At 71.9% G+C, this 26,148-nt stretch carries 23 protein-coding genes and 1 tRNA gene; 12 read left to right on the top strand and 12 right to left on the bottom strand.

Annotated features, from left to right (window positions below; all coding sequences use genetic code 11):
* Positions 1-49 precede the first annotated feature (49 nt).
* Complete coding sequence (locus MQE23_RS35220; protein ID WP_020276821.1) at positions 50-736, bottom strand: histidine phosphatase family protein; 687 nt, start codon at positions 734-736, stop codon at positions 50-52.
* Between the two features lie 61 nt (positions 737-797).
* Here MQE23_RS35220 and corA point away from each other — a divergent pair, with 61 nt between their 5' ends.
* Positions 798-1,793, top strand: coding sequence for a magnesium/cobalt transporter CorA (gene corA, locus MQE23_RS35215; protein ID WP_020276820.1), 996 nt, complete (start codon positions 798-800; stop codon positions 1,791-1,793).
* Positions 1,794-1,826: 33 nt separating this feature from the next.
* Here corA and MQE23_RS35210 read toward each other — a convergent pair whose 3' ends face one another.
* Together MQE23_RS35210 and MQE23_RS35205 are read right to left on the bottom strand one after the other, a co-directional pair.
* Positions 1,827-2,615: a ferritin-like domain-containing protein gene (locus tag MQE23_RS35210; RefSeq protein ID WP_037673405.1), complete on the bottom strand. Its 789-nt coding sequence runs from the start codon at positions 2,613-2,615 to the stop codon at positions 1,827-1,829.
* A gap of 286 nt (positions 2,616-2,901) precedes the next feature.
* Positions 2,902-3,957 carry an LLM class F420-dependent oxidoreductase gene (locus tag MQE23_RS35205; RefSeq protein ID WP_020276818.1) on the bottom strand — a complete coding sequence of 352 codons (1,056 nt, stop codon included), beginning with the start codon at positions 3,955-3,957 and terminating at the stop codon, positions 2,902-2,904.
* A 179-nt stretch (positions 3,958-4,136) separates the two neighbouring features.
* On the opposite strand from MQE23_RS35205, the gene MQE23_RS35200 reads away from it, so the two are divergent.
* Positions 4,137-5,123 carry an aldo/keto reductase gene (locus tag MQE23_RS35200; protein WP_243381247.1) on the top strand — a complete coding sequence of 329 codons (987 nt, stop codon included), beginning with the start codon at positions 4,137-4,139 and terminating at the stop codon, positions 5,121-5,123.
* Entirely contained in the window at positions 5,120-7,417 is a 2,298-nt protein-coding gene (locus tag MQE23_RS35195; protein ID WP_243381246.1) for an ATP-dependent RecD-like DNA helicase, read from the top strand. The genes MQE23_RS35200 and MQE23_RS35195 overlap by 4 nt, the downstream gene beginning before the upstream one ends.
* A 60-nt stretch (positions 7,418-7,477) precedes the next feature.
* Here the strand turns inward: MQE23_RS35195 and MQE23_RS35190 are convergent, their stop codons facing one another.
* The gene (locus tag MQE23_RS35190) at positions 7,478-8,185 is read right to left on the bottom strand and encodes a hypothetical protein (protein ID WP_020276815.1); all 708 of its coding nucleotides are present in this window, start codon (positions 8,183-8,185) and stop codon (positions 7,478-7,480) included.
* A gap of 47 nt (positions 8,186-8,232) precedes the next feature.
* On the opposite strand from MQE23_RS35190, the gene MQE23_RS35185 reads away from it, so the two are divergent.
* Complete coding sequence (locus MQE23_RS35185) at positions 8,233-8,421, top strand: DUF5703 family protein (protein WP_020276814.1); 189 nt, start codon at positions 8,233-8,235, stop codon at positions 8,419-8,421.
* A gap of 96 nt (positions 8,422-8,517) precedes the next feature.
* Here the strand turns inward: MQE23_RS35185 and MQE23_RS35180 are convergent, their stop codons facing one another.
* From MQE23_RS35180 to MQE23_RS35170, 3 genes are all read right to left on the bottom strand, one after another.
* On the bottom strand, positions 8,518-9,390 hold the full coding sequence (locus tag MQE23_RS35180) for a chaplin (protein WP_020276813.1): 873 nt from the start codon (positions 9,388-9,390) through the stop codon (positions 8,518-8,520).
* 130 nt (positions 9,391-9,520) lie between these two features.
* Positions 9,521-9,754 carry a chaplin ChpH gene (chpH, locus tag MQE23_RS35175; protein ID WP_010045414.1) on the bottom strand — a complete coding sequence of 78 codons (234 nt, stop codon included), beginning with the start codon at positions 9,752-9,754 and terminating at the stop codon, positions 9,521-9,523.
* Positions 9,755-9,904: 150 nt separating this feature from the next.
* Entirely contained in the window at positions 9,905-11,230 is a 1,326-nt protein-coding gene (locus MQE23_RS35170; protein WP_020276812.1) for a M20/M25/M40 family metallo-hydrolase, read from the bottom strand.
* Between the two features lie 194 nt (positions 11,231-11,424).
* Between MQE23_RS35170 and MQE23_RS35165 the strand changes: the two genes are divergently transcribed.
* From MQE23_RS35165 to MQE23_RS35150, 4 genes are all read left to right on the top strand, one after another.
* A tRNA-Leu gene (locus tag MQE23_RS35165) sits at positions 11,425-11,509 on the top strand.
* A 292-nt stretch (positions 11,510-11,801) separates the two neighbouring features.
* Positions 11,802-15,668, top strand: coding sequence for a Pls/PosA family non-ribosomal peptide synthetase (locus MQE23_RS35160; protein ID WP_243381244.1), 3,867 nt, complete (start codon positions 11,802-11,804; stop codon positions 15,666-15,668).
* 68 nt (positions 15,669-15,736) lie between these two features.
* Positions 15,737-17,080: a M1 family metallopeptidase gene (locus MQE23_RS35155; protein ID WP_037673376.1), complete on the top strand. Its 1,344-nt coding sequence runs from the start codon at positions 15,737-15,739 to the stop codon at positions 17,078-17,080.
* Between the two features lie 13 nt (positions 17,081-17,093).
* Entirely contained in the window at positions 17,094-17,465 is a 372-nt protein-coding gene (locus MQE23_RS35150; protein WP_128092695.1) for a YchJ family metal-binding protein, read from the top strand.
* Positions 17,466-17,471: 6 nt separating this feature from the next.
* Here the strand turns inward: MQE23_RS35150 and MQE23_RS35145 are convergent, their stop codons facing one another.
* On the bottom strand, positions 17,472-18,173 hold the full coding sequence (locus MQE23_RS35145) for a FadR/GntR family transcriptional regulator (protein WP_020276807.1): 702 nt from the start codon (positions 18,171-18,173) through the stop codon (positions 17,472-17,474).
* 137 nt (positions 18,174-18,310) lie between these two features.
* Between MQE23_RS35145 and MQE23_RS35140 the strand changes: the two genes are divergently transcribed.
* From MQE23_RS35140 to MQE23_RS35125, 4 genes are read left to right on the top strand one after another with little or no spacing between them, the layout of a single operon-like run.
* A complete protein-coding gene (locus MQE23_RS35140) occupies positions 18,311-18,829 on the top strand; it encodes a gluconokinase (RefSeq protein WP_243381242.1) in 519 nt (172 codons plus the stop codon).
* Between the two features lie 51 nt (positions 18,830-18,880).
* A complete protein-coding gene (locus tag MQE23_RS35135; RefSeq protein ID WP_243381241.1) occupies positions 18,881-20,278 on the top strand; it encodes a gluconate:H+ symporter in 1,398 nt (465 codons plus the stop codon).
* 13 nt (positions 20,279-20,291) lie between these two features.
* Positions 20,292-21,056 (top strand): SDR family oxidoreductase, encoded by a 765-nt coding sequence (locus MQE23_RS35130; RefSeq protein WP_243381239.1) that lies wholly within the window; start codon positions 20,292-20,294, stop codon positions 21,054-21,056.
* A 20-nt stretch (positions 21,057-21,076) separates the two neighbouring features.
* The gene (locus MQE23_RS35125; protein WP_243381238.1) at positions 21,077-22,108 is read left to right on the top strand and encodes an L-idonate 5-dehydrogenase; all 1,032 of its coding nucleotides are present in this window, start codon (positions 21,077-21,079) and stop codon (positions 22,106-22,108) included.
* Between the two features lie 74 nt (positions 22,109-22,182).
* On the opposite strand, the gene MQE23_RS35120 is transcribed toward MQE23_RS35125, so the two are convergent.
* From MQE23_RS35120 to MQE23_RS35105, 4 genes are all read right to left on the bottom strand, one after another.
* The gene (locus tag MQE23_RS35120; RefSeq protein ID WP_243381237.1) at positions 22,183-22,797 is read right to left on the bottom strand and encodes a cytochrome b/b6 domain-containing protein; all 615 of its coding nucleotides are present in this window, start codon (positions 22,795-22,797) and stop codon (positions 22,183-22,185) included.
* Positions 22,781-23,506: a molybdopterin-dependent oxidoreductase gene (locus MQE23_RS35115; protein WP_037673385.1), complete on the bottom strand. Its 726-nt coding sequence runs from the start codon at positions 23,504-23,506 to the stop codon at positions 22,781-22,783. Before MQE23_RS35115 ends, MQE23_RS35120 begins: the two co-directional genes overlap by 17 nt.
* A gap of 111 nt (positions 23,507-23,617) precedes the next feature.
* Positions 23,618-25,153, bottom strand: a complete 1,536-nt coding sequence (locus MQE23_RS35110; protein WP_020276800.1) for an APC family permease — start codon at positions 25,151-25,153, stop codon at positions 23,618-23,620.
* A 36-nt stretch (positions 25,154-25,189) separates the two neighbouring features.
* Positions 25,190-26,140, bottom strand: a complete 951-nt coding sequence (locus MQE23_RS35105; protein WP_243381236.1) for a hypothetical protein — start codon at positions 26,138-26,140, stop codon at positions 25,190-25,192.
* Positions 26,141-26,148: the final 8 nt, after the last annotated feature.

The raw sequence follows: 26,148 nt of genomic DNA, 5'->3' as shown, positions 1-26,148 counted from the left end.
GTGTGACTACGGCACTGCTGCGACCGCTTCACCCTACTGCGGCCGACGATCACGGTGCGCCCGCACCACCCCCGACGGGGGCCTCGTCGCCCGGCGGTTCCTCGCGCGGCACCAGTGACGTGAAGTCGCCCGTGTCGCCGAGGCGTACGAGAAACGGCCGCAACCGGGTGTAGCGGATCGCGGTGATGGAACACGGTTCAACGGAAATCCGCTGGAAGAGGTCCAGATGAAGTCCGAGTGCGTCCGCGACGAGCGACTTGATGACGTCGCCGTGCGAGCACATGAGGTAGACGGCGTCGGCGCCGTGGTCGCGCTCCACGCGGGCGTTCCACTCGCGTACGGCCTCGGCGGCGCGTGTCTGCATGGCCCGCATCGATTCCCCGCCGGGGAACGCCGCCGCGGACGGGTGCGCCTGCACGACCTCCATGAGGGGCTCGTCCTTGAGCTCGTCGAGCTTGCGCCCCGACCAGTCGCCGTAGTGGCACTCGCCGATGCGCTCGTCGGTGTGCGGGGTGAGTTCCGGCCGGGCCTGGAGGAGGGGCCGGATCGTCTCCTGGCAGCGCTGGAGCGGGCTGGTGACGATCTCGGCGAGGGGCAGTTCGGCGAGCCGCCCGGGCAGCGCGGCGGCCTGCGCGGTGCCGCGTTCGTCGAGGGCGACACCGGGCGTCCAGCCGGCGAGCAGTCCCTCGGTGTTGGCGGTGGAACGTCCGTGCCGGACCAGGATCAACGTGGGCATGCGGTCCAGCGTAGGCGCACGCGCGCGTACGGTGTCGTTCGAGTGACGGGAGACTCTCTTAGTGATCGTCGACTGTGCCATCTACCGCGAGGGACACCGGTCGGAAGGGCCGGAGGACTTCTCCGACGCCCTGGGTGAGGCCCGCAGGGCGGGCGGTTTCGTGTGGATCGGGCTGCACGAGCCGACGGAGCGCGAATTCGACCATGTGACCCAGGAGTTCGGGCTGCATCCCCTGGCTGTCGAGGACGCCCTCAAGGCCCACCAGCGGCCCAAGCTGGAGGTGTACGACGACTCGCTCTTCGTGGTGCTCAAGCCCGTGGCGTACGAGCCGCAGAGCGACACCGTCTCCACCGGCGAGATCATGATCTTCCTGGGCGACGCGTTCGTCGTCACCGTCCGGCACGGCGAGGGCGCCCCGCTCAAGGCCGTACGGCACCGGCTGGAGCAGGAGCCGGACCTGCTGGGCACCGGCCCCACCTCCGTGCTGTACGCGGTCGCCGACGCCGCCGTCGACCACTACCTGGAGGTCGCGACCGAGCTGCAGGCCGACCTGGAGGGACTGGAGGCGGAGGTCTTCTCACCGGACGACGGGGGCTCGCGGCACACCGCCTCCCGGATCTACAACTTCAAGCGGCAGGTCCTGGAGTTCCGCCGGGCGACCGGGCCGCTGGCCCTGCCGATGAGCCGGCTGGCGGGCACGGCGCCGTCCGGCGTGACCGTGCCGTTCGTGGACGACCGGGCCCGGCCGTTCTTCCGGGACGTCAGCGACCACCTCACGCGCGTGAACGAGTCCGTGGAGAACCTGGACCGGCTGGTGTCGGACATCCTCAACGCGCATCTGGCGCAGATGAGCGTCCGGCAGAACGACGACATGCGGAAGATCTCCGCGTGGGCGGCCATGGCCGCGATCCCCACGATGATCGCGGGGATCTACGGCATGAACTTCGAGCACATGCCCGAGCTGCGCTGGGAGTGGTCCTATCCGGCACTGATCGCGGTGATGGCCGTTCTCGAGGTGCTGGTGTTCCGGCTGTTCAAGCGCCGGGGCTGGTTGTAGAGCGGGCCGGGGCGGGTCGCGGAGCGGTCCGGCTCAGGCGAACTCGGGTGCCGTGGACGCGGGTCCGCCGAGGGCGTCGCGGCGCTCGGGCATCTTCAGCGACACCATCCGGCGCCAGCCGCCCAGCCGTTCGTAGGCGTACATCGCGTGGATGCCCGCCGCGAGCACCGCCGACTTGGCCCTGGACCAGCCGAGGATGCGGCCCATGTGCGCCATGACCGCGAGGCTGACGTCCCGGTAGATCCGGATCTCGGCGAACGCGCACGCGCGCAGGGTCCGCTGGATGGCCCGGCCGTGGCCCGCGTAGGCGAAGCGCAGCAGTTCCTCGTGGCAGTAGGCGAGGTGGTTGTCCTCGTCGTGGGAGATCTGCTTGACCGCGCGGCCGATGTCGGGGTCGTCGGCGAAATGCTTGCGGAGCAGTGTCATCTGCTCCGAGGCGCGCTGTTCGGTGACCCTGCTGTGCGAGAGGTAGGTGACGATGTCCTGGACCGTGAGCCGCTCGTCGCGCCCCAGTTGCTCGTGTGCGAGGCCGATGCCGTTCTTCTCCAGGAGCATGGTGTAGTCGGTCTCCGGCGGGACCGGGACGGGGTCGAGGCCGCGCTTCTTCAACAGGGCGTTGAAGATCCGGCCGTGCTTGTCCTCGTCGGCGCCGTGCCGGGTGATCTTGGGGGCGAGCTCTCGCTCGCTGTCGGGGACGAGCGCGGCGATTCGGGCGTTCTCCCAGCCGCCCTGGGACTCGCCGCTCGCGGCGATGGAGCAGAACAGGGCGAAGGACTCGTCGTTGGCGAGGATCTCCTGGAACACACTCTTGGCCGAAAGCATCGTGAGCACCTCTCCCGCGCGCGTGCGCGTGCTGCGTGATTCCGCAGGTTCGTCGCAAAGAACGAGTCAAGTGCGGGACGACAGGCGCTGCAACAGGTACGACGGACAACTCCGCCAAACGGGGGACAGGTGAGTCCCGCACGGCCGCGGGGGTCTCTGCCACAGGACGGCGAGATCCCGGCGTAACCGTGGGAGGCGCGGGGCGTTGTTCTGCGTGACGGCCGTGGCGGGGAAGACCCCCGAGCCCCCACCACGGCCGCAGACAACTCCGACGGGTTCCGGCGTGTCAGGCGAGCCCGGCGCGCTCCAGGGCCTCGGTGCCGGCGCGGAGGGACGCGAGCCGCTCGTCGAGGGTGAAGCCCGCCGGGGCGAGGCTCAGGGTGGTGACGCCAGCCGCCGCGTAGGCCTTCATGCGGTCCGCGATCCGGTCGACGGACCCCAGCAGCGTGGTCTTGTCGATCAGTTCGTGCGGCACGGCGGCCGCGGCGCCCTGCTTGTCGCCGGACAGGTACTTGCCCTGGATCTCGGCGGCCTCCTTCTCGTACCCCATGCGCTGGGCGAGCTGGTTGTAGAAGTTCTGCTTGGGGCTGCCCATGCCGCCGACATACAGCGCGGTGTAGGGGCGGAAGGTGTCGGCGAGCGCGGCGACGTCCTTGTCGTCGCCGACGGCGAGCGGGACGGTCGGGCAGACGTCGAAGCCGTCGAGCGTCTTGCCGGCCTTCTCGCGGCCGGCGCGCAGGTACTTGATCGTCGTCTCCTCCAGGTGGTCGGCGGAGGGGAAGATCAGCAGGGCGCCGTCGGCGATCTCGCCGGTCTGCTCCAGGTTCTTCGGGCCGATCGCGGCGATGTACAGCGGGATGTGCTCGCGCTGCGGGTGCACGGTCAGCTTGATGGGCTTGCCCGGGCCGCCGGGCAGGGGCAGCGTCCAGTGCTGCCCCTCGTAGGACAGGCGCTCGCGCGTCATGGCCTTGCGGACGATCTCGACGTACTCACGCGTGCGTGCCAGGGGCTTGTCGAACTTGACGCCGTACCAGCCTTCGGAGACCTGCGGGCCGGAGACGCCGAGGCCGAGGCGGAAGCGGCCGCCGGAGAGGGAGTCGAGGGTGGCGGCCGTCATGGCGGTCATCGCGGGCTGGCGGGCCGGGATCTGGAAGATGGCCGAGCCGACGTCGATACGTTCGGTCTGGGCCGCGACCCAGGTCAGTACGGTGGCGGCGTCGGAGCCGTAGGCCTCGGCGGCCCAGCAGACGGCGTATCCGAGCCGGTCGGCCTCCTGGGCGACGGCCAGATTGTCCGCGTCCATTCCGGCACCCCAGTAGCCGAGGTTGATACCGAGCTGCATGCCGTATCCCCTTACCGATCAGTAACGTGCACGTGCGGAGACCTTAGCGCGCGGCTCGGCGGGGGCCTAGCGACGGGCAGCGGTGCCGGACGACTCACGGACAACGCGCGGCCGGACCCGCGAAATCGGCTGTCCACAGCCCACCACAGGGAAGGCTCTGGCCAGTAATCTCGGCGTTCATGGAGCAGAGGCATCTCGGCCGCACCGGCCTGCGTGTGTCCCGGATCGGGCTCGGCACCCTGACCTGGGGACGGGACACGGACGAGCACGACGCCGCGGACCTGATGAAGACGTTCTGGGAAGCGGGCGGGACCCTCGTCGACACCGCGGACGTGTACGGCGACGGGGACGCCGAGTACCTGCTCGGCAGGCTCATGGACGGCCTGGTGGCCCGCCGGGACCTGGTCATCTCGACCAAGGCCGGCAGCGTGCCGGATCCCGACCGCCGCTTCGACACCTCCCGCGGCCATTTGCTCTCCGCGCTGGACGCCTCGCTCTCCCGGCTCGGCACCGACTACGTCGACCTGTGGCACGTGCACGCCTTCGACCCGGACACCCCGCTGGAGGAAACCCTCCAGGCCCTCGACCTCGCGGTCGCCAGCGGCCGGGCCCGCTACGCCGCCGTCTCCAACTTCTGCGGCTGGCAGCTGGCCAAGGCCGCCACCTGGCAGCTGGCGGCCCCCGGCACCCGGACCCGGCTGGCGGCCACGCAGCTGGAGTACTCGCTGCTCCAGCGGGGCATCGAGCGCGAGGTGCTGCCGGCCGCGCTGGACCTGGGCATCGGGCTGCTGCCGTCCTCGCCGCTGGGGCGTGGGGTGCTGACGGGCAAGTACCGGGGCGACACGACGCCGCCGGACTCGCGCGGTGCCTCGGAGCACCTCGCGCCGTTCGTCGCGCCGTATCTGGACGACACCGCCAGGCGCATCGTGGACGCCGTGACGACCGCGGCCGACGGACTCGCGGTGACGCCGCTGCAGGTGGCGCTGGCCTGGGTCCGCGACCGGCCGGGGGTCGCCGCGCCCATCGTCGGCGCGCGCAACGCGCAGCAGCTCACGGCGGCATTGTCAGTGGAGACCCTTAGTCTTCCTGACGAGATCTGCCGGGCGCTCGACGACGTGTCGGCGCCTGTGCACCGCTATCCCGATCACGACTGGAGCACGCTGTGAGCACGGAGCCGGAGACCACGGAGGACGCCGAGCCGGGGACGCCGACCGGTGGTGCGGAGACCGAGGGGGTCGAGGGGACCCACGGGGATGCGGCCGGTTCCGGTGAGGTGTCCGAGGGCGACGGGACCGAGGCGGATGCGGCCGGTTCCGGTGAGGTGTCCGGGGGCGGGAGCACCGAGGGGGACACAGCCGATGCCGGTGACGTGTCGGAGGCCGAGGCCGAGCTGCGGGCCCAGCGCGCGGAGCGGGAGCGGATCGAGCAGCGGAAGGCCGGGAAGAAGGCGCCGATCGAGGCCGGCACCAAGCTGAGCGGCAAGGCCGCCGATCTGCTCGCGGCCGTACGGGCCGTGGAGAGCGGCGAGAAGCCGGTCGCCGCGGTGTTCGCGGAGCCCGAGCCCGCTCCCCGGCGCTCCGCCCCGGAGCCGGTACGGCGGCCGCAGCCGGTGGCGGCCGAGACCGTGGCCGCGTCGACGGCTCCCGCGCAGGCGGCGGTGCAGGCCGTGCGGCAGGTGCTCGGCGAGGGCGGTGCCCCCGAAGTGCTCGCGCCGCAGGTGGCGGCCGCACTCGGTGAGGGCGCGGACGAGCTGCTGCGGGCCGATCCCTGGCAGTTGCTGCGCGTCGCCGGCGTGCGGCCCGAGCAGGCCGACGGGTTCGCCCGGGCCCTGCTCGGCGCCGAGTGCGGCCCGGACGACGAGCGGCGCGGCCGGGCCGTCACCGTCTGGCTGCTGGAGCAGGCCGCGCTGGCCGGGCACACCGCGCTGGAGATGCCGGCGCTCCTCGCGGCCCTGGCCCAGCGGGGCGTGCCGGACCCGGACAGTGCCGTGCAGGACGCGATCGCGGAGGGCGAGGCGCTGGTCTTCCAGGACGCGCTGGAGGAGACCGGTGGCGCGCCGGCCCGGGCCGAGGAGGAGGGCACGGAGGAGGACGAGGAGCGTCCGGTCCGCGTCCTGGTCGGGCTCGAGCGGTACGCGCTCGCGGAGGAGAGCCTGGCCGACGGTCTGGCCCGGCTGGTGAACTCGGTGCCCAAGCAGGACGGTTCGGCCGAGGACTGGGAGCGGGCCGCCGCCGGGGCCCGGGGTTCGACGGCTGAGCTGCTCCGCGCGGTCGCCGCGCACGGCCTGGTCCTGCACACCGGCGGTGCGGCCTCACTGACCGAACCCGCGGCACTGCTGACCGCCGCGCACACCCTGGGCCTGCGCGCCTGGGCCGCCACCCACGGCCCGATCGGCCGCACGCGCTTCGCCGCCCTGCTGCGCCGGTCCGGCCACCCGTCCGGCCCGGCCGCGGCGCCGGCCCTCCCCGGGCAGGCCGCCGGGACTCCCGACGCCGCGCCCGGCGCCCCCTCCGCCGTGGCCACCGTCGCCGGGCTGCTCTCCGGGGCCGAAGGGCCCGGCCGGGATGCCGACGGGGCGCTGGATCTCGATCTGCTCGTCGTGCTCGACGCGCCGCAGCTGGATGTCGAGACGGCCGCGCTGCTGACGGAGTCGCTGCCGGACCGGGCGCGGCTGGTGCTGGCCGGGGATCCGGCGGTGCTGTGGTCCGTGGGTCCGGGCCGGGTGTTCGCGGATCTGCTCGCGGCGCGGGTCTGCCCGCAGGTCGCCTCGCGGCAGCCGGATCCGGGGCCGCTGGGCGAGCTGGTCTCGGGTATCGGCATCGGTGAGCTGAACCAGGTCGAGGCCCCCGGCAAGGAGGTCGTGATCGTGCCGGTGCGGGACGCCGGCGAGGCCGTGCACCGGGCCGTGCAGCTCGTCGTGGATTCGGTGCCGCGGGCGATCGGCGTACCGGCCGAGCAGACGCAGGTGATCACGCCGGGGCACGGCGGCGCCGTCGGCACGCGTGCGCTCAACGCTGCGTTGAAGGAGCGGCTCAATCCGGGCCCGGGCCGCTTCGGCGGCTTCGACCCCGGTGACCGGGTCGTCTACTCCCCCGTGCCGGGCCGTGCGCTCCCGGGCCGCGTGGTCAAGGCGGATGCCCAGGGGCTGCACCTGTCGTGCGAGGGCGAGGACGTCGTCGTGCCGAAGGAGCGGGTGGAGCAGTCCGTGCGGCACGGCTGGGCGCTCACCGCGCACCAGGCGGTCGGGAGCCGGTGGCCCGCGGTGGTCGTGGTGCTGCCCGGCGATGCCGCGCAGGCCCTCAGCCGGCCGTGGGTGTACACGGCGTTCGGGCGGGCCGACCGCCATCTGTCCGTCGTGCACGGCGTGGAACAGGCGTTGCCGAGGGCCGTGGCCGAGGTGTCGGCGAAGCCCCGGACGACCCGGCTTCCGGTGCTGCTCGCCCCGCAGATCAGCAGCTGACGACGGCGGTGGTCACGGGCCGGCCCGTGACCACCGCCGTCGGGTGGCTGCCGTGTGCGCTCAGCGGCGGTCCGCGTCGAGCGGCTCCAGGTCCTCGTCCTCGTCCAGATCGGTGTCGAGGTCGTCCTCCAGCTCCTCCACCTCGTCATCGTCGTCGACGTCGTCGATCTCGTCGTCGAACACGGCGCTGACGTCGAAGCGGCAGACGACACTCTGCGGATCGACCTGCTCGAACGGCGCCTCCAGCCACTCGCCGGGGTCCGCCGGTTCCTCCGACGCCGTCACCCAGAGTGTGGAGTCGCCCTCCTCCAGCCCGAACTCCTTGTGCCGGGAGGCGATCTCGTCGGGTTCGAACTCGCCGAAGAGGAGGCCGAGCGCTCCGTGGATCGTCCCGGAGGCGGCCGGGCCGTCCTCGCCCTCCGCGGCCTCGATCCGCTGCGCGTGCGCGAGCAGCCGCTGAGGCTCCGCCACCGCGTAGTCGCGGCGGATCAGCACGCTCAGCGCGTTCGGTTCCTCGGGCCCGGTGTACGGGGGCAGCGCGTCCTCCGTACCGGGGATCTCGAAGGGTGTGACTTCGTCGTAACGGTCGTAGAGCAGTTCGTCGTACACCTCTGCGGCCGCGGCCAGCTGGTTGAACGCCTCGTAGACGGCCGGGTCGTCCTCCCCCGACCTGCGTTCGACCGCGGCCAGGTGGCGGTCGAGCGCGGTCTTGACCGCCTCGGCGGCGGCGCGTACCTCGGCAGCGGTGGGCTGCGCAGCATCAGACATAGTGCAGACGCTATCCGTACCAGGCCCCAGCCCGCACAATAGATGCGATGCCGGAATACGAATTTGTCGACGTGTACGTTCCGCGCGGGGTCTCCCGCAAGGAAGCGGCGCGTCTGCTGACGGACCATGCCGAGTACGGACACTGGGAGTTGGATCGTCTGAGCCTGCTGCGCGACGGCAGCCGCAAGGTGCGGTTGCGCCGGCGGATCATCCGTCAGGTGCGGGCCACGTGGTGAGCTGAGACGGGGCACTGGGAGAAGGCACACACGGGAGCGGGCCCCGCATCGGCGGGGCCCGCTCCGTTTCCGCGGGTGTCAGGCCTCCCGGGGCTGTCAGGCCGAGGTGCGCGCCTTGCGGTAGAGGATCGAGCCCGCGAGCAGCGCGCCCGCGCCGGCCGGCAGAGCGAGGCCGAGCGGCAGGTCGCTGCCGGTGCTGGCGAGCTGGGAGTCGCCCTTGGGCTGGGTGACGAACTGGCCGTCCGGTTCGTTGCCGCGCGAGGAGCCGCCCGGCGTCTCGTCGTCCGCTCCGGGCGGGGTGCCGGGGTCGCCCGGGTTCCCGGGGTTGCCAGGATCACCGGGGTTGCCCGGGTTTCCAGGATCACCCGGATCGCCGGGGTCGCCCGGGTTCCCGGGGTTGCCAGGATCACCGGGGTTGCCCGGGTTTCCGGGGTCGCCCGGGTCTCCGGGATTGCCCGGGTCGCCCGGCTGTCCCGGGTTCTCGTGGCCGCCGCCGGGCGGGTCGGTGTGGTGCCCGCCGGAGCCGCCGTTCGCGCAGTCGTTGCCCGTGCTGGAGTTGCCGACGCCGATGACGTCGACGCTGTTGCCGCAGACGTTCACGGGCACGTGGATCGGCGCCTGCACGTGGTTGCCCGAGCCGACGCCGGGCGAGTCACTGGCATGGCCGCCGGCGTGCGAGCCGCCGTGACCGCCCGAATCGCCGTATCCCCCCGACGACGATCCACCACCCTGGTTGGCGCACGAGTTGCCCACCGACGGGTTGAGGACGCCGATCACGTTGACCGTGTTCCCGCACACGTTGACCGGCGCGTGCACCGGCGCCTGCACCGTGTTCCCGGACAGCACGCCGGGCGAGCCCGAGCCGGCGCCCTGGGCGCCCGAGTCGGCGTGCGCGGAGCCGCCCGCGGCGGCGATCACGCCGGTCGCGGCCGCCACGGTCATCAGACCCTTGCGGGTGACCTGTCGCATTCCTGAATACCTGCCTTCGACCTGTCTCGAATTCTTCTCGAATTCCTCGAAAGAAGCGTTCGGTCCCGGAGCGCATGGCATGCGCTCCGGGACCGATGGCTTTAGAACTCCCCTCGAAGAGGGGGGAGCGTCACTTGTTGACGCAGGTGTTGCCGAAGGCGGGGTTCAGCAGCCCGATCACGGAGACCGTGTTGCCGCAGACGTTCACCGGGACGTGAACGGGCACCTGAACAACGTTGCCGGACACGACGCCCGGGGAGTGCACGGCAGCACCCTGGGCACCCGAGTCGGCGACGGCCAGGCCCGCGCCCGCGAGAACCAGCCCACCGGTGGCAGCCGCAGCAGCGACGACCTTCTTGATCATTATTCCTCCTAGTTGGCAAAGCGACCCATCTTGCGATCGCATTACCTGTAACGAGGAGGGAGTAATGAGGCTACGAGCTTATGGTCGCATTCACCCTTCCCAGTCGATCTCGTACAGCCGACCGAATAACGGTGTTTCGTATGACCGGTTTCAGGACGCGTCGATGAACCGGTCGAGCACCCGCGCGCCGAACTTCAGGCCCTCCACCGGCACCCGCTCGTCCACGCCGTGGAACATGCCGGCGAAGTCCAGCTCCGGCGGCAGCTTCAGCGGCGCGAAGCCGAAGCCCCGGATGCCCAGGTCGTCGAAGGACTTCGCGTCCGTCCCGCCGGAGAGCATGTAGGGGATCGCCTTGGCGGTCGGGTCCTCGGCCAGCAGCGAGGACTGCATCGCCTCCACGAGCGCCCCGTCGAACGTGGTCTCGACGGCCTTGTCGGCGTGGACGTCCTCGCGCCGCACCTTCGGGCCGAGGATGCGGTCGAGGTCCGCGAGGAACTCGTCCTCGTGCCCGGGCAGGAACCGTCCGTCGACGTGGGCGGTCGCCTCGCCCGGGATGACGTTGACCTTGTAACCGGCGCCCAGCTGCGTGGGGTTGGCCGTGTTGCTCAGCGTCGCACCGATGAACTTGGCGATGCCGCCGAGCCTCACGAGGGTCGACTCCATGTCCTCCGGGTCGAGCTCGGTGCCGAGCGCGTCACCGAGCTCGTCGAGGAAGGCGCGGGTGGTCTTGGTGACCCGCACCGGGAACTTGTGCCGCCCCAGCCGCGCGACGGCCTCCGACAGCTCGGTGATCGCGTTGTCCCGGTGGATCATCGACCCGTGCCCTGCCGTGCCGGCCACGGTGAGCTTCATCCAGTGCATGCCCTTCTCGGCCGTCTGGATCAGGTACAGCCGCCGCTCCTCGCTCACCGTGAAGGAGAATCCGCCCACCTCGCTGATCGCCTCGGTGACGCCCTCGAAGAGGTCCGGGTGGTTGTCGACGAGGTGGCGGGCCCCGTACGTGCCGCCAGCCTCCTCGTCCGCGAGGAAGGCGAGGACGATGTCGCGCGGGGGCTTGCGCCCGCTGCGCATCCGGTCCCGGACGACCGCGAGGGTCATGGCGTCCATGTCCTTCATGTCGACGGCACCGCGGCCCCACACACAGCCGTCGGCGATCTCGCCGGAGAAGGGGTGGTGGGTCCAGTCGTCGGCGTTGGCCGGTACGACGTCGGTGTGGCCGTGGATGAGGAGCGCGGGCCGGGACGGGTCCTCGCCCTCGATCCGGGCCACCGTGGAGGCGCGGCCCGGGTGCGACTCGAAGATCTGCGGCTCGAGCCCCACCTCGGCGAGCTTCTCGGCGACGTACTCCGCCGCCTTGCGCTCGCCCGGACCCGAGTGGTCGCCGTAGTTGCTGGTGTCGATCTGGATCAGCTCGCGGCAGAGGTCCACGACCTCGTCCTCGCCGGTGACGCTCCTGGCCGTGTCCGTCTCGCTCACGTGCTTCCTCCCGCTGTCACTGCTGGTGGGTCCTCCTCATCCTCCCTCTCCACGGCCCGCACCCCAAGACCGCTCCCGGCCCGTCACACGCCGTTCACGCCCGGCAGGGTGCGGGCGGGGGTGATCGGCCACCCCTGAGAGCCTGGTAATGTTTACGTCGTCGCCGCGGGGAGAACCCGCGCGACAGACACCTTGTCCGGGTGGCGGAATGGCAGACGCGCTAGCTTGAGGTGCTAGTGCCCTTTATCGGGCGTGGGGGTTCAAGTCCCCCCTCGGACACAGATCGGAAAGCCTCTCTCGTCGAGAGGCTTTTCGTCGTTTCCGGGGAGGAAGACTCCCGCCGGGGGAAATGTGGGCGACATCTCGCCAGGCCGACAGAAGCACAGGTGAGAGCCGGGGCGCCGGGCCTCCGGGGTGGTCTTGCGTTCGCCTCCCAGTAGCGGACATGACAGGGCGAAGTCACCCGACCACTAGAGTATTGGGCTTGTTCGCGCCGTAACGGAACATCCCCAGGCAGACCTGCGGGCCCAGCGGCGCCCCGGATGGTCCGGGTTCGAGACGCGAGGATCCGATGGCCGCCCTGCACGACAGCCCTGACCTCACCGTGCTGGACCGGGAGCCCAGCACAGCTCCGAGCGACGTGGCCCGTTTCTCCGCCGGTCCCGCGGCCTCCCCCCGCACCCTGGTCGACATCTTCGAGGCGTCCGTACGGTCGTACCCCGACGAGCCCGCGCTCGACGACGGCCACCGGCTGCTCACCTACCGCGCGCTGGCGGTCGAGGTGGAGCACCTGCGGCAGCGGCTGGCCGCCATGGACGTCGGGCTCGGGGACCGCGTCGGTGTCCGGGTCCCGTCGGGCACCAACGACCTGTACGTGGCGATCCTCGCGGTGCTGGCCGTCGGTGCCGCGTACGTGCCCGTGGACGCCGAGGACCCCGACGAGCGGGCCGATCTGGTCTTCGGCGAGGCCGGGGTGCGGATGGTCATCGGGGCCGGTCACGAGCTGACCGCCGGCGGGCCCGCCGGCCATGCCGCCGCCCGTCCCGAGGCCGCGCACGACGCGTGGATCATCTTCACCTCCGGCTCCACAGGGAAGCCCAAGGGCGTGGCCGTCAGCCACCGCAGCGCCGCGGCCTTCGTGGACGCAGAGGCCGCCCTGTTCCTGACCGACGAGCCGATCGGGCCCGGTGACCGCGTCATGGCGGGGCTGTCCGTCGCGTTCGACGCGTCCTGTGAGGAGATGTGGCTGGCATGGCGGTACGGCGCCTGTCTGGTGCCGGTGCCGCGCTCGCAGGTCAGGAGCGGTGCCGATCTCGGGCCCTGGCTGGTCGAGCAGGAGATCACCGTCGTGTCCACCGTGCCGACGCTGGCGGCGCTGTGGGAGCCGGAGACGCTCAATGACGTACGCCTGCTGATCTTCGGCGGGGAGGCGTGCCCTCCCGAGCTGGCGCAGCGTCTGGTGACCGAGGGGCGGGAGGTGTGGAACACCTACGGGCCGACCGAGGCCACCGTCGTGGCGTGCGCGTCGCTGATGAGCGGCGAGGAGCCGATCCGGATCGGGCTGCCGCTGGACGGCTGGGAGCTGGCAGTCGTGGACGAGGCCGGGGAGCCCGTGCCGATGGGCGGCAGTGGCCAGCTGGTGATCGGTGGGGTCGGACTCGCCCGGTATCTCGACGCCGAGAGGGACGCGGAGAAGTACGCGCCGCTTCAGTCGCTGGGCTGGGAGCGGGCGTACCGCAGCGGTGACCTGGTGCGGGCCGAGCCGGAGGGGCTGGTCTTCCTCGGGCGGGCCGACGAGCAGGTCAAGCTCGGGGGGCGGCGGATCGAGCTCGGTGAAGTGGACGCCGCCCTGCAGGCGCTTCCCGGTGTCGCCGGTGCGGCCGCCGCCGTGCGTACCGCTCGCAGCGGAAATCAGCTCCTCGTCGGGTACGTCGTCATCCAGGAAGGGTGGGATCAGCCCGCCGCCGTAGAGAGGCTGCGTGCCGAACTGCCCGCCGCTCTCGTGCCGCTGCTCGCGCCGGTCGACGAGCTGCCGACCCGCACGTCCGGCAAGGTCGACCGGAACGCGCTGCCGTGGCCGTTGGAGGGCCTGGTCAGCGGCGGTCCGGCCGAGGAGCTGTACGGGACCGAGGCGTGGCTCGCCGAGAAGTGGGGCGAGGTGCTCGGCATCCCGGTGGGCAGCGCCTCCGACGACTTCTTCGCCATCGGCGGAAGCAGTCTGGCCGCCGCCCAGCTGACGACGAAGCTGCGCACCCGCTACCCGAGCGCGGCGGTGCTGGACCTCTACCAGCATCCGACGCTGCGCAAGCTGGCCCGGCACCTGGAGGAGTCCGCGCAGGGCGACGGCTCCCGGCGGGTGGTCGAGCCGGTGCCGGCGCGAGCCGGGGTGCTGCAACTGCTGCTGCTGCTTCCGCTGTTCACGCTGCTCGGGCTGCGCTGGATGGTGCCGCTGGCCGCCCTGGGGAACGTGCTGGAGGCGTACGCCTGGCTGCCGACCGCTCCCTGGTGGGTCGTGGGTGCCGGGGCGTTGCTGTTCTTCAGTCCGCCGGGACGGCTGGCCATCGCCGCCGGTGGGGCGCGGCTGTTGCTGCGCGGGGTGACGCCGGGTCGCTACGCACGCGGCGGGAGTGTGCATCTGCGGCTGTGGACGGCCGAGCGGCTGGCCGAGTTCAGTGGCGCGGCCTCGCTCACCGGTTCCTGGCTGGAGAGGTATGCCCGGGCGCTCGGCGCCCGGGTGGGGTCCGACGTGGACCTGCACTCGCTGCCACCGGTGACCGGGATGCTCAAGCTCGGGCGGGGTGCGGCCGTGGAGTCCGAGGTGGATCTGTCGGGCTACTGGCTGGACGGTGACCGGCTGGAGATCGGGCCGGTCAAGGTGGGTGCCGGTGCGGTGGTCGGGACGCGCAGCATGCTGTTCCCGGGTGCGCGCGTGGGCAAGCGGGCCGAGGTCGCGCCCGGTTCCGCCGTCGCCGGGCAGGTGCCCACCGGGCAGCGCTGGGCCGGGGCGCCCGCCGTGAAGCTCGGCAAGGCCAAGCGGAACTGGCCCAAGGAGCGGCCGGAGAAGGGCGTGTTCTGGCGGGCGATGTACGGCATCTCCGGGTTCGGGCTGAGTGCTCTGCCCCTTCTCGCCGGACTCGCCGCGCTCCTCACCGTCAGTCTGTTCGTGGCACCCGGCGCCGGGCTCGGTGAGGCGCTGCGGGGCGCGGCGCTCGCGCTGGTTCCGGCGACCGTGGCCTTCGGTGCGGTGTACGCGCTGCTGCTGCTCGTCGCCGTACGGCTGCTGAGCCTCCGGCTGCGCGAGGGCACGCACCCGACGCACAGCAGGGTCGGCTGGCAGGCCTGGACGATCACGCAACTGATGGACCAGTCCCGGGAGATGCTGTTCCCGCTGTACGCCGGGCTGGTCACGCCGGTGTGGCTGCGGCTGCTCGGGATGCGGATCGGGCGGGGCGCCGAGGTGTCGACGGTGCTCGCGCTGCCCAGCCTGACCACGGTGGGCGACGGCGCGTTCCTCGCGGACGACACGCTGACCGCTCCGTACGAGCTGGGCGGCGGCTGGATGCGGATCGGGCGCGCGCAGATCGGGCGCCGGGCGTTCCTCGGGAACTCGGGGATGACCGCGCCGGGGCGCAGCGTGCCGGACGGCGGGCTGGTCGGGGTGCTGTCGGCGACGCCGAAGAAGGCGAAGAAGGGCAGCTCGTATCTGGGGCTGCCGCCGGTGAAGCTGCCGCGCAACGCGGGCGGCGGCGACCAGAGCCGGACGTACGAGCCGCCCGCGCGGCTGCTGTGGGCGCGGGGACTGGTGGAGTTGTGCCGGATCGTTCCGGTGCTGTGCTCGGCCGCGCTGGCCGTGCTGACGGTGGCGGCGCTGAGTGCACTGGGTGGCTGGGCGTGGCCGTCGGCCGGGGTCGTGCTGCTGGCGGCGGGGGCCGCGGGGTGTGCTCTGTCCGTGGTCGCCAAGTGGCTGCTCGTGGGGCGGCACCGCAGTGGTGAGCACCCGCTGTGGAGCTCCTTCGTGTGGCGCAACGAGCTGGCCGACACGTTCGTCGAGGTGGTGGCGGTGCCGTGGCTGGCCGGGCGGGTGCCCGGTACGCCGCTGATGACGCTGTGGCTGCGTGGGCTCGGTGCCCGGATCGGCCGGGGCGTGTGGGTGGAGAGCTACTGGCTGCCGGAGACCGACCTGGTGACGCTCGGCGAGGCGGCGACGGTGAACCGGGGCTGTGTGCTCCAGACCCACCTCTTCCACGACCGGATCTTGCGGACGGATACTGTGGTCCTCCGTGAGGGCGCCACTCTGGGCCCGGGCGGAATCGTCCTGCCCGGCAGCGCCGTCGGGGCCCGCACCACGCTGGGTCCGGCGTCCCTGGTGATGGCCGCGGAGTCCGTGCCCGACGACACGCGCTGGCTGGGCAACCCGATCGAGGCATGGCGTCGCTAGGCGGGACCCCCGCGGGGCCGAGGGCCGACGGACGTCGTACGAGCGCAGTGCAGGGAGCGGACGCAACAGTGGCGGTTCAGCAGTCAGTGGGTCAGGACCCGTATTTCCCGGGCAACGGTGACCTCCGGTACCGGGTGCATCGGTACGAGCTCACGCTGGACTACCGCCCCGCGCCGAACCGGCTGTCGGGAACGGCGCGGATCAACGCCATCGCGGGCCGTGGCCAGCTCACCGAGTTCCAGCTGAACCTCGCGGATTTCCGGGTCGGCCGGGTGAGGGTCGACGGCCGTACGGCGCACTACACACACCGGGGCGGCAAGTTGCGCGTCCGTCCCGCGAAGCCGCTGCGCGCCGGTGCCGCGTTCACCGTCGAGGTGCAGTGGTCGGGGAACCCCCGGCCGGTGAGCAGCCCCTGGGGCGGCCTCGGCTGGGAGGAGCTGGAGGACGGGGCGCTGGTGGCGAGCCAGCCGGTCGGGGCGCCGTCGTGGTACCCATGCAACGACCGGCCCGCCGACAAGGCCTCGTACCAGATCTCGGTCACGACGCCGTCGGCCTACGCGGTGGTGGCCGGTGGACGCCTGCTCACCCGCACGACGAAGGCCTCGACGACCACCTGGGTGTACGAGCAGGCGGCGCCGACCTCCAGCTACCTGGTGGGGCTGTCGATCGGGAAGTACCAGACCGTACTGCTGGGCGACCCGGGCCCGGGCGGGGTGCCGCAGCACGGGCACATTCCGGCGCATCTGCTCCCCCGGTTCTCCCGGGACTTCGCTCGGCAGCCCGCGATGATGGAGCTGTTCCAGGAGTTGTTCGGGCCGTACCCGTTCGACGAGTACGCGGTCGTCGTGACCGAGGAGGAGCTCGACGTCCCCGTCGAGGCGCAGGGGTTGTCGCTGTTCGGGTCCAACCATGTGGACGGGGCGCGGGGTTCGGAGCGGCTGGTCGCGCACGAGCTGGCGCACCAGTGGTTCGGCAACAGCGTGTCCATCGCCGACTGGCGGCAGATCTGGCTGAACGAGGGGTTCGCGAAGTACGCCGAGTGGCTGTGGTCGGAGCGCTCGGGAGGCCGCGGTGCCCAGCAACTGGCCGCCGCGGCACACCGGTCGCTGTCCGCGCTGCCGGAGGACCTCCGGCTCGCCGATCCAGGGCGGAAGTCGATGTTCGACGACCGTCTCTACCAGCGCGGCGGGCTCACGCTGCACGCGGTGCGGTGTGCCCTGGGCGACGACGCGTTCTTCCGCATGTTGCGCGGGTGGGCGGGCCTGCACCGGGGCGGGGCGGTGACCACGGCGGCCTTCACCGCGCATGTGGCGCGGTTCGCGGACGAGCCGCTGGACGAGCTGTTCGACGCGTGGGTGTACGGGACGGCGCTGCCGCCGCTGCCCTCGTCCGGAACGGGTGCGGCTGACTAGGACAATGACCGGTATGAGTACGCGTTCCTGCCCGTGTGGCCTCCTCGTGGCCTACGGCGACTGCTGTGGCCGCTACCACTCCGGCGCCGCCGCGCCGACCGCCGAGGCGCTGATGCGGTCGCGGTACAGCGCCTTCGTGAAGGGGGACGCCGGGTACCTGCTGCGGACCTGGCATCCGCGGACGCGGCCCGGGACGCTGGAGCTGGATCCGCGGATGCGGTGGACCGGGCTGGAGATCCTGGACGCGAGTGACGGGTCGGCGTTCCACTCCGTGGGGACCGTGGAATTCCGGGCGTCGTACCGGGGCGGCTCGCTGCACGAGCGGAGCCGGTTCGAGAGGGTCGACGGGGCCTGGGTGTACGTCGACGGGGAGTTTGTGCAGTAGCGGGTGCTACGGCGCCAGGATGTCCAGTTCCTGGAGGGCGCCGACCGTGATCTCGCGGGTCAGTTCCTCCGCGCGGGCCGCGTCGCCGGCGCGGACCGCCTCGGCGACCTGGACGTGCAGGGTGACGGCCGCCGGGTCGGGGTCCTCGAACATCACGTCGTGGTGGGTACGGCCGGCCAGGACCTCGGCGACGACATCGCCGAGGCGGGCGAACATCTCGTTGCCGGAGGCGTCCAGGATGACGCGGTGGAAGGCCATGTCGTGGACGAGGTACTCCTCCAGCTTGTGACCCCGTGAGTTGGCGACCATGCCGAGGGCGCACTGGGTGAGTTCGGCGCACTGCTCGGCGGTGGCGTGCCGGGCGGCCAGGCCCGCGGCGACCGGTTCGATCGCCGAGCGCAGCACCGTGAGGGAGCGCAGCTGGGGAGCGCGGTCCTTGCCGGCCAGGCGCCAGCGGATGACCTGCGGATCGTAGACGTTCCACTCCGACTTCGGGCGCACGGTCACGCCCACGCGGCGGCGGGACTCGACCAGGTGCATGGACTCCAGAACGCGGACCGCCTCGCGCATCACCGAGCGTGACACGTCGAAACGTTGGGCGAGCTCGTCGGTGCGCAGCACGCTCCCCGGCGGGTACTCGCCCGCCGTGATCTCGGGGCCGAGGGTGTCCAGAACATGGCCGTGCAGCCCCCGGCCCGGTGTGCTCATGCACTCAGCGTACGGGGTAGATCACGGAGACAAAAAGTCAGACTTATTCATCACGACCTCTTGAATTCGTCGTACCTAATGGGTTTCAGTTGCGTCGACATCACGTGTCGACGGAGACAGCAGACAGTGAGGCAGCGATGAACACCCCCCACGTCGTCGTGGTCATGGGCGTCGCCGGCACCGGCAAGACCACCATCGGTCCCCTGCTCGCGGCCCGGCTCGGCGTTCCGTACGCCGAGGGCGACGACTTCCACCCGCAGGCCAACATCGCCAAGATGTCGGCCGGTACCCCGCTCACCGACGAGGACCGCCTGCCCTGGCTGGACGCCATCGGCACGTGGGCGCACGGGCGGGCCGGGCTCGGCGGGGTGGTCAGCTGCTCGGCACTGAAGCGGTCGTACCGCGACCGGCTGCGGGCCGCCGCGCCCGGCGTGGTCTTCGTGCACCTCACGGGTGACCGCGCGCTCATCGAGGACCGGATGTCGCACCGGCAGGGGCACTTCATGCCCACGGCGCTGCTCGACTCCCAGTTCGCCACGCTCCAGCCCCTCGAGGCGGACGAGGCGGGGGTCGACGTGGACGTCTCGGGCAGCCCGGAGGAGATCACCGAGCGGGCGGCGCTCGCCCTTGAGGACCTCCCCGAGCCCGTCCAGTAGCCCCTGACGGTCCCGTCTCCTACTCCCCTCCAACGCAAGGGAACCCACCCCGTGACCAGACTCAGCGTCGAGATGCTGGCAGCGGACGCACCCGAGCCGATCACCTCGGCCGGCCACGCTCAGCTGGGCATCGCCGTCCTGGCGGGCATCGCCGTCATCGTCCTGCTCATCACCAAGTCCAAGCTGCACGCCTTCCTGGCGCTGACCATCGGGTCACTGGCGCTCGGCGCGATCGCCGGGGCACCGCTGGACAAGGTCCTCACCAGCTTCAGCACCGGCCTCGGCACCACGGTCGCCGGTGTCGGCGTACTGATCGCCCTCGGTGCCATCCTCGGCAAGATGCTCGCCGACTCCGGGGGCGCCGACCAGATCGTCGACACCATCCTCGCGAAGGCGGGCGGGCGGTCGATGCCGTGGGCGATGGTGCTCATCGCCTCGGTGATCGGACTGCCGCTGTTCTTCGAGGTCGGCATCGTGCTGCTGATCCCGGTGGTGCTGATGGTCGCCAAGCGCGGCAACTACTCGCTGATGCGGATCGGCATCCCGGCGCTCGCGGGCCTGTCCGTGATGCACGGCCTGGTGCCGCCGCACCCCGGCCCGCTCGTCGCGATCGAGGCGGTCAAGGCCGACCTGGGCGTGACGCTGGCGCTGGGTGTCCTCGTCGCCATACCCACGGTGATCATCGCCGGCCCGCTGTTCTCGCGGTACGCGGCCCGCTGGGTGGACGTGCCCGCCCCCGACCGGATGATCCCGCAGCGCGCTTCGGAGGACCTGGACAAGCGTCCCAGTTTCGGCGCCACCCTGTTCACGATCCTGCTGCCGGTGATCCTCATGCTGGCCAAGGCGCTCGTCGACATCGTCATCGACGACCCGGAGAACCTGGTCCAGCGGGTCTTCGACGTCATCGGCGCCCCGATGATCGCGCTGCTCGCCTCGGTGCTGGTCGGCATCTTCACGCTGCTGCGGCCCGCCGGGTTCTCCAAGGAGCGGATCTCGCCGCTCGTCGAGAAGAGCCTCGCGCCGATCGCGGGCATCCTGCTGATCGTCGGCGCGGGCGGCGGCTTCAAGCAGACCCTGATCGACACCGGGGTGGGCCAGATGGTCCTGGACATCTCCAAGGACTGGTCGATCCCCGCGCTGCTGCTGGCCTGGCTGATCGCGGTGGTGATCCGGCTGGCGACCGGTTCGGCGACGGTGGCGACGGTCTCGGCGGCCGGTCTGGTCGCCCCGCTCGCGGCCGACATGTCGACCACGCACGCGGCCCTGCTGGTCCTGGCCATCGGCGCCGGCTCGCTGTTCTTCAGCCATGTCAACGACGCCGGGTTCTGGATGGTGAAGGAGTACTTCGGGCTGAGTGTCGGCCAGAACATCAAGACCTGGTCCGTCATGGAGACGATCATCTCGGTGGTCGCCGGCGGCATCGTCCTGCTGTTGTCCCTCGTGATCTAGGAGTGCCACGGCCATGACGGCTCACCCCCTCTTCGACATCAGCGGCCGTACGGCGCTGGTGACCGGCTCCAGCCGGGGCATCGGACTCGCGCTCGCCCGTGGTCTGGCGGAGGCCGGCTGCACGGTCGTCCTGAACGGACGCGACAAGGACCGGCTCGCCGAGGCCGTCGCCGGGCTGCCCGGCGACCGGGTGCACACGGCGGCGTTCGACGTGACCGACGGGTCGTCCGTGGCGGACGGGATCGCAGACGTCGAGGAGCGGGTGGGCCCGCTCGACATCCTCGTCAACAACGCGGGCATGCAACTGCGCGCCCCGCTGCTGGAGTTCACCGACTCCGACTGGCACCGGATCCTGGACACCAACCTGACCAGTGCCTTCCTGGTCGGCCGGGAAGCCGCGCGCCGGATGACGGAACGCGGCCACGGCAAGATCATCAACATCTGCTCCCTGCAGAGCGAGGTGGTACGGCCCGGGATCGCGCCGTACGCCGCCACCAAGGGCGCGCTGAAGATGCTCACCAAGGGCATGTGCGCGGACTGGGGTCCGAGCGGTGTGCAGGTCAACGGGCTCGGCCCGGGCTACATCGAGACCGAACTGACGCGGCCGCTGGTCGACGACGAGGAGTTCAGTGCCTGGGTGCGGCGGCGCACCCCGGCCGGCCGGTGGGGCCGCACCCAGGACCTGGTGGGCGGGGTGCTGTTCCTCGCCTCCCCCGCGGCCGACTTCGTCAGCGGGCAGGTGCTGTATGTCGACGGCGGTATGACGAGCGTGCTGTGACCACCTGCCGGGAGGCTGTGATGCTGGGTTGTGTGATCCACGGTCAGGGTGACCTGCGTGTGGCGGAGTTGCCGGTTCCCGAGCCCGGGCCGGGGCAGGCGCTGGTCGCCGTGCGGTACGGCGGGGTGTGCGGGTCCGATCTGCACTACTGGCGGCACGGCGGGGTCGGTGACTTCCGGCTCCGGGAGCCGATGGTGCTCGGGCACGAGGTCGTCGGGACGGTGGTCGGGTACGGTGCCGGCGCATCGGGGCCGGCACCGGGTACCGCCGTCGCCGTGCATCCGGCGACCCCGTGCGGGGTGTGTCCGGAGTGCGCGGAGGGGCGGCGGAACATCTGCCGGGACACGCGGTACCTGGGCAGTGCGGCGCGCTTTCCGCACGTCCAGGGGGGATTCGCGGCGCGGGTGGTCGTGCCCTGTGAGCAGGTGCGGGCCTTGCCGGACGGTCTGGAGCTGCGCCGGGCCGCGCTCGCCGAGCCGCTGTCCGTCGCGCTGCACGCGGTGCGGCGGGCCGGGGAGGTGGCCGGGCGACATGTCCTGGTGACCGGTGCGGGGCCCATCGGCTGTCTGGTGGTCGCGGCGGCGAAGGCGGCCGGGGCGGCGGAGGTGACCGTCACGGATCTGCTGCCCGAGGCGCTGGAGTACGCGCGGGTCGCCGGTGCCGGGGCTCTCGTACGGGCCGATGATCCTGACGACCCGGGGTGGCCTTCCGACGTGGACGTCGCGATCGAGGCGTCCGGAGTGGCTGCGGGGCTCGACACGTGTCTGCGGCGGGTGCGGCGGGGTGGGGTCGTCGTGCAGTTGGGGATGTTGCCGGCGGGGCACAGTGCGTTTGCGGGGAGCCTTGTGGTGAGTCGGGAGATCGAGTTGCGGGGGGCGTTTCGGTTCGACGGGGAGTTCGATCAGGCGTTGGAGTTGTTGGCGGGGGAGGCGGCGTTCGACGGGCTGATCAGTGCGGTGGTTCCCGTGGGGGAGGCCGAGTCGGCTTTCGCCCTGGCCGCTGATCGGAGTCGGTCTTGCAAGGTGCTGTTGGAATTCGCCGGGACGCCGTAGGGGTTGGTGTTGTGGGGGGCTGCGGGTGCGTCGCGGTTGTTCGCGCAGTTCCCCGCGCCCCTGGGGTCAGAGAGCTACGGGCGCCATAGAGGATGCTCCCTGTCCGCCCACTCTCTGCTCACCGAACCCGTGCGCATGCCTTTTCTGGATTCCGGGTCGGCCAGGGCCATTCCGATGTGGCCGGCCAGGACTATGCCGATCGTGAGGGCCAGCCAGTCGTGGACGAACGTCGCGCTGGTGCGCCAGATCAGGGGGGTGAGGTGGGTGAACCACATCATCAGGCCGGTGCCGAGCATGACGAGGGTGGCGCCGGCGATCCAGGACGCGTAGAGCTTCTGGCCGGCGTTGAACTTGCCGGCGGGGCGGGACGCGGGGCGCTTGTCGCGGTGCAGGGCGGCGCGCAGCCAGGTCCGGTCGTGCGGGCCGAAGCGGTTGAGGTGACCCAGGTCGGCGCGGACAGCGCGGGAGGCGAGGCCGACCAGGACGGGGACGGGCAGGGCGAGGCCGGCCCACTCGTGGATCCGGACGACCAACTCGCGGCGGCCGACGAGTTCGGCGAGCTGGGGGACGTAGAGGCAGGCCGCCGTCAGGACGCAGACGCCCATGAGCGCGGCCGTCGTGCGGTGCACCCAGCGCTCGGTCGGGCTGAAGCGCCGGACACCGGCCGGGGCGTCAGCTCGTAGGCTCATCGTCACGTCCGTTCGAGCGGCCCACCCAGGCGTCGACGTCGTAGCCGCGCTCCTCCCAGTAACCCGGCCGGACCTCGTCGGTGACGGTGATGCCGGAGAGCCACTTGGCGGACTTGTAGAAGTACATGGGCGCCACGTAGAGGCGGACCGGGCCGCCGTGGGAGTGGCCGAGGTCCTTGTCCTGCATGCGCAGGGCGACCAGGACGTCCGCGCGGCGGGCCTGGTCGAGGGTGAGGCTCTCGGTGTAGGTGCCGTCGAAGCAGGTGAAGCGGATGGCCTTGGCCGTGGGGTGGACCTTGGCGGTGTCGAGGAGGCGGGAGAGGCGTACGCCCTCGAAGGGGGTGTCGGGGACGCGCCAGCCGGTGACGCACTGGACGTCGCGGACCAGGCGGGTCTGCGGCAGGGCCTTGAGGTCGGCCAGGGTGTAGGTCGTGGGGTGGTCGACCAGGCCGTCGATCGTGAGGCGGTAGCTGTCGGCGTTCTTGCGGGGAACGGACGAGGCGACCGAGTAGTAGCGGAAGCCGCCGCCGTTCGGCAGCAGTCCGGTCAGGCCGGTGGGGTCCTTGTCGGCGGCGCCGCCGAGGAAGTCCTCCAGGCCGCGTTGCAGCCGGGGTGCGGCGACCACGCCGAGGGCGCCCAGACCGAGGGTGCCGAGGAAGACGCGGCGGCCGACCGGGGTGCCCCGCTGCGGGGGTTGTTCGTCGTTCACGCCCTCATGTACGTCCTCGTTCACGTTCTCATTCGAACACCCGCGGTCCCGTCAGGACAGGGATCGCGGGTGCTCGTCAGAGTTCCGTAACCATTCCTTACGTGGCCGGGGTCAGGACGACGCCGCCTTGTCCAGCTGGAACGCCTCGTTGCCGAGGCCGATCCGGGCGTGCTTCTCGGGGGCACGGGCGCGCAGCACCAGGCCCAGGACCAGGCCGGCGACCAGGGCGAGACCGATGATGCCGGGCAGCATCCAGCTCAGCGAGGAGTCCGGGCCGGCGCCGACGAGGACCTCGAAGTCCTTCACCGTGTAGCCGGCGATCACGAGCAGGGAGAGGCCCGCCAGCGCGGAGGTGCCCAGCCGCCAGGCCTGGGCGCCCGCGGCACCCCGGCGGACGAAGAAGACGACGACCGACAGCGAGGCCGCCGCCATCAGCACGATCACGCCGAGGGCGCCGATGTTGCCGAGCCAGGTGAACAGGTGCAGGACCGGTGCGGTCGGGTCGCCGACCGGCTTGTCGTCGGCGATCGCGAAGGCGACCACGACGACGACGGCCACGACGGTCTGGAGCAGCGACCCGGTGCCGGGAGCGCCGCTGGTGCCGCTGGTGCGGCCGAACGCGGCGGGCAGCAGGCCCTCGCGGCCCATGGCGAAGGCGTACCGGGCGACGACGTTGTGGAAGCTGAGCAGCGCGGCGAACATGCCGGTGACGAACAGGACGTGCAGGACGTCGGTGAAGGTGCCGCCGAGGCGGGACTCGGTGAGGAAGAACAGCAGTCCGGCGCTCTGCTTCTGGGCGGTGCCGACGATCGCGGCGGGGCCGGTGGCGACGGTGAGGGCCCAGCTGCTCAGTGCGAAGAAGACGGCGACCCCGCCGACGGCGAGGAACATCACGCGCGGCACCAGGACGTGCGGGCGGCTGGTCTCCTCGGCGTACACGGGTGCCTGCTCGAAGCCGAGGAACGCGGCGATGCAGAAGCACAGTGCGGTGCCGACGCCCGCGCCGGTGAGGGTGTCCGGGTTGAAGGCGTGCAGCGAGAGGCCTTCCTTGCCGGGGTCGGCGAGGGCCGCGACGTCGAAGATCACGACCAGCAGCACCTCGATGACGAGCAGCACGCCGAGCACGCGCGCGTTGACGTCGATCTTCAGCCAGCCCAGCAGGCCGACGGCGAGCGCGGCCAGGAGCGCCGGTATCCACCAGGCGATCTCCACGTCGGCGTAGGTGGCGAGGAGCCCGGAGACCTCGAAGCCGAAGATGCCGTAGATGCCGATCTGGAGCGCGTTGTAGGCGACGAGGGCGACCAGGGCGGCGCCCGCGCCGGCGGTGCCGCCGAGGCCTCGGGAGATGTACGCGTAGAAGGCGCCCGCGTTGTGGACGTGGCGGCTCATCTCGGCGTAGCCGATGCTGAAGAGGATCAGGACGACGCCCAGGACGACGAAGAGCAGCGGCTGCCCGACGATGCCCATCACCGCGAATGTAGTGGGCATGACACCGGCGACCACCATGAGCGGGGCGGTCGCGGCGAGGACGGAGAGCAGCAGGCCCCCGGTGCCGAGCCGGTCGGCGCGCAGGGCGCGCTCCTGCCCCTTGAACGTACTGATGCCGCCGGCGGCGGATGTGCTCGTGCTCGAACTGTCCGTGGTCATCGGGAGAGCATCCTCACTTCTGGATTTCCGGGGGTGTCAGGCCGTGCCGAGCGCGCCGGCGCGGGCGGCGGCGAAGGCGGTGTGCGGGTCGCGGTCCGGATACGACCAGGGCGCCGGGGTGGCGTACCGGCCGATCCGGTGGAACAGGGCGGCGGCCTCGGCGCCCCGCCCCTCGCAGCACTTGGCGTGGGCGAGGAAGTTCAGGTCGACCAGCCGGCGCGGGTGCCCCTCCAGTTCCCACTCCAGCCACCAGTCGAAGGCGGCCTTCATGACCTGCCGGGCGCGGCGGCCGGTCCAGTGGCCCGAGGTGGCCGGGTCGGCGGATTCGTGCCCGGCGGCGGCGAGCGCGCGGTAGCGCTCGGCGTGTGCGATGACCGGCAGGATCGCGAGCGGGGAGTCGGCGGGTGCCTGTTCGGCGGCCCAGCCGGCGAAGTCGTAGACCTCGTGCAGCGGGTCCGGGCCTGCCTCTGTGCGGCGTCCGGCGAGCCGGGCGACCATCAGGTGGTGGGCGTGGTGGTGGTCGGCGTACCGGGCGCGGACCTGCTCGAAGGTGCGGACCACGTCCTGGTCGGTGCCGACCGCGCACTCCAGCAGGAGCAGGCCGAGCCAGGGGGTGGGGTCGGCGGGGGCGCGGGCGGCGGCGGTCGCGCAGGCCTCGCGGGCCCCGGCCGGCTTGCCCTTGCCGTGCAGGGCGCGCCGGACCTGGGCGAGGGCGAGCAGGACGGAGGCGTCGGCGGACTCGGGGTCGGCGAGCAGCCACTCACGGGCCCATGCGGCGCAGTAGGGCTCCCGGGCGAGGACCGTGACGCGGTGGCCGCGCCGGTCCCAGTCGTCTCCGGTGTGCACCAGCAGGGAGCGGGCGTTCTGCCAGCGGCCCTGCGCCAGCGCGGCGCGCGCGGCCACGAGGTCGGCGTCGTCGAGGGCCTCGTCGAAGGCCTGAGACGCACGTCTGCGGCCACGGCCGAGGGGAGGCGGGGGTGGGGGCACCGCGGAAC

The sequence above is a fragment of the Streptomyces sp. HP-A2021 genome (genome assembly GCF_022807935.1).
Lineage (GTDB): Bacteria > Actinomycetota > Actinomycetes > Streptomycetales > Streptomycetaceae > Streptomyces > Streptomyces afghaniensis.
The sequence above is the reverse complement of the archived record's forward strand: the minus strand, read 5'-3'. Positions and strand labels throughout refer to the sequence as shown.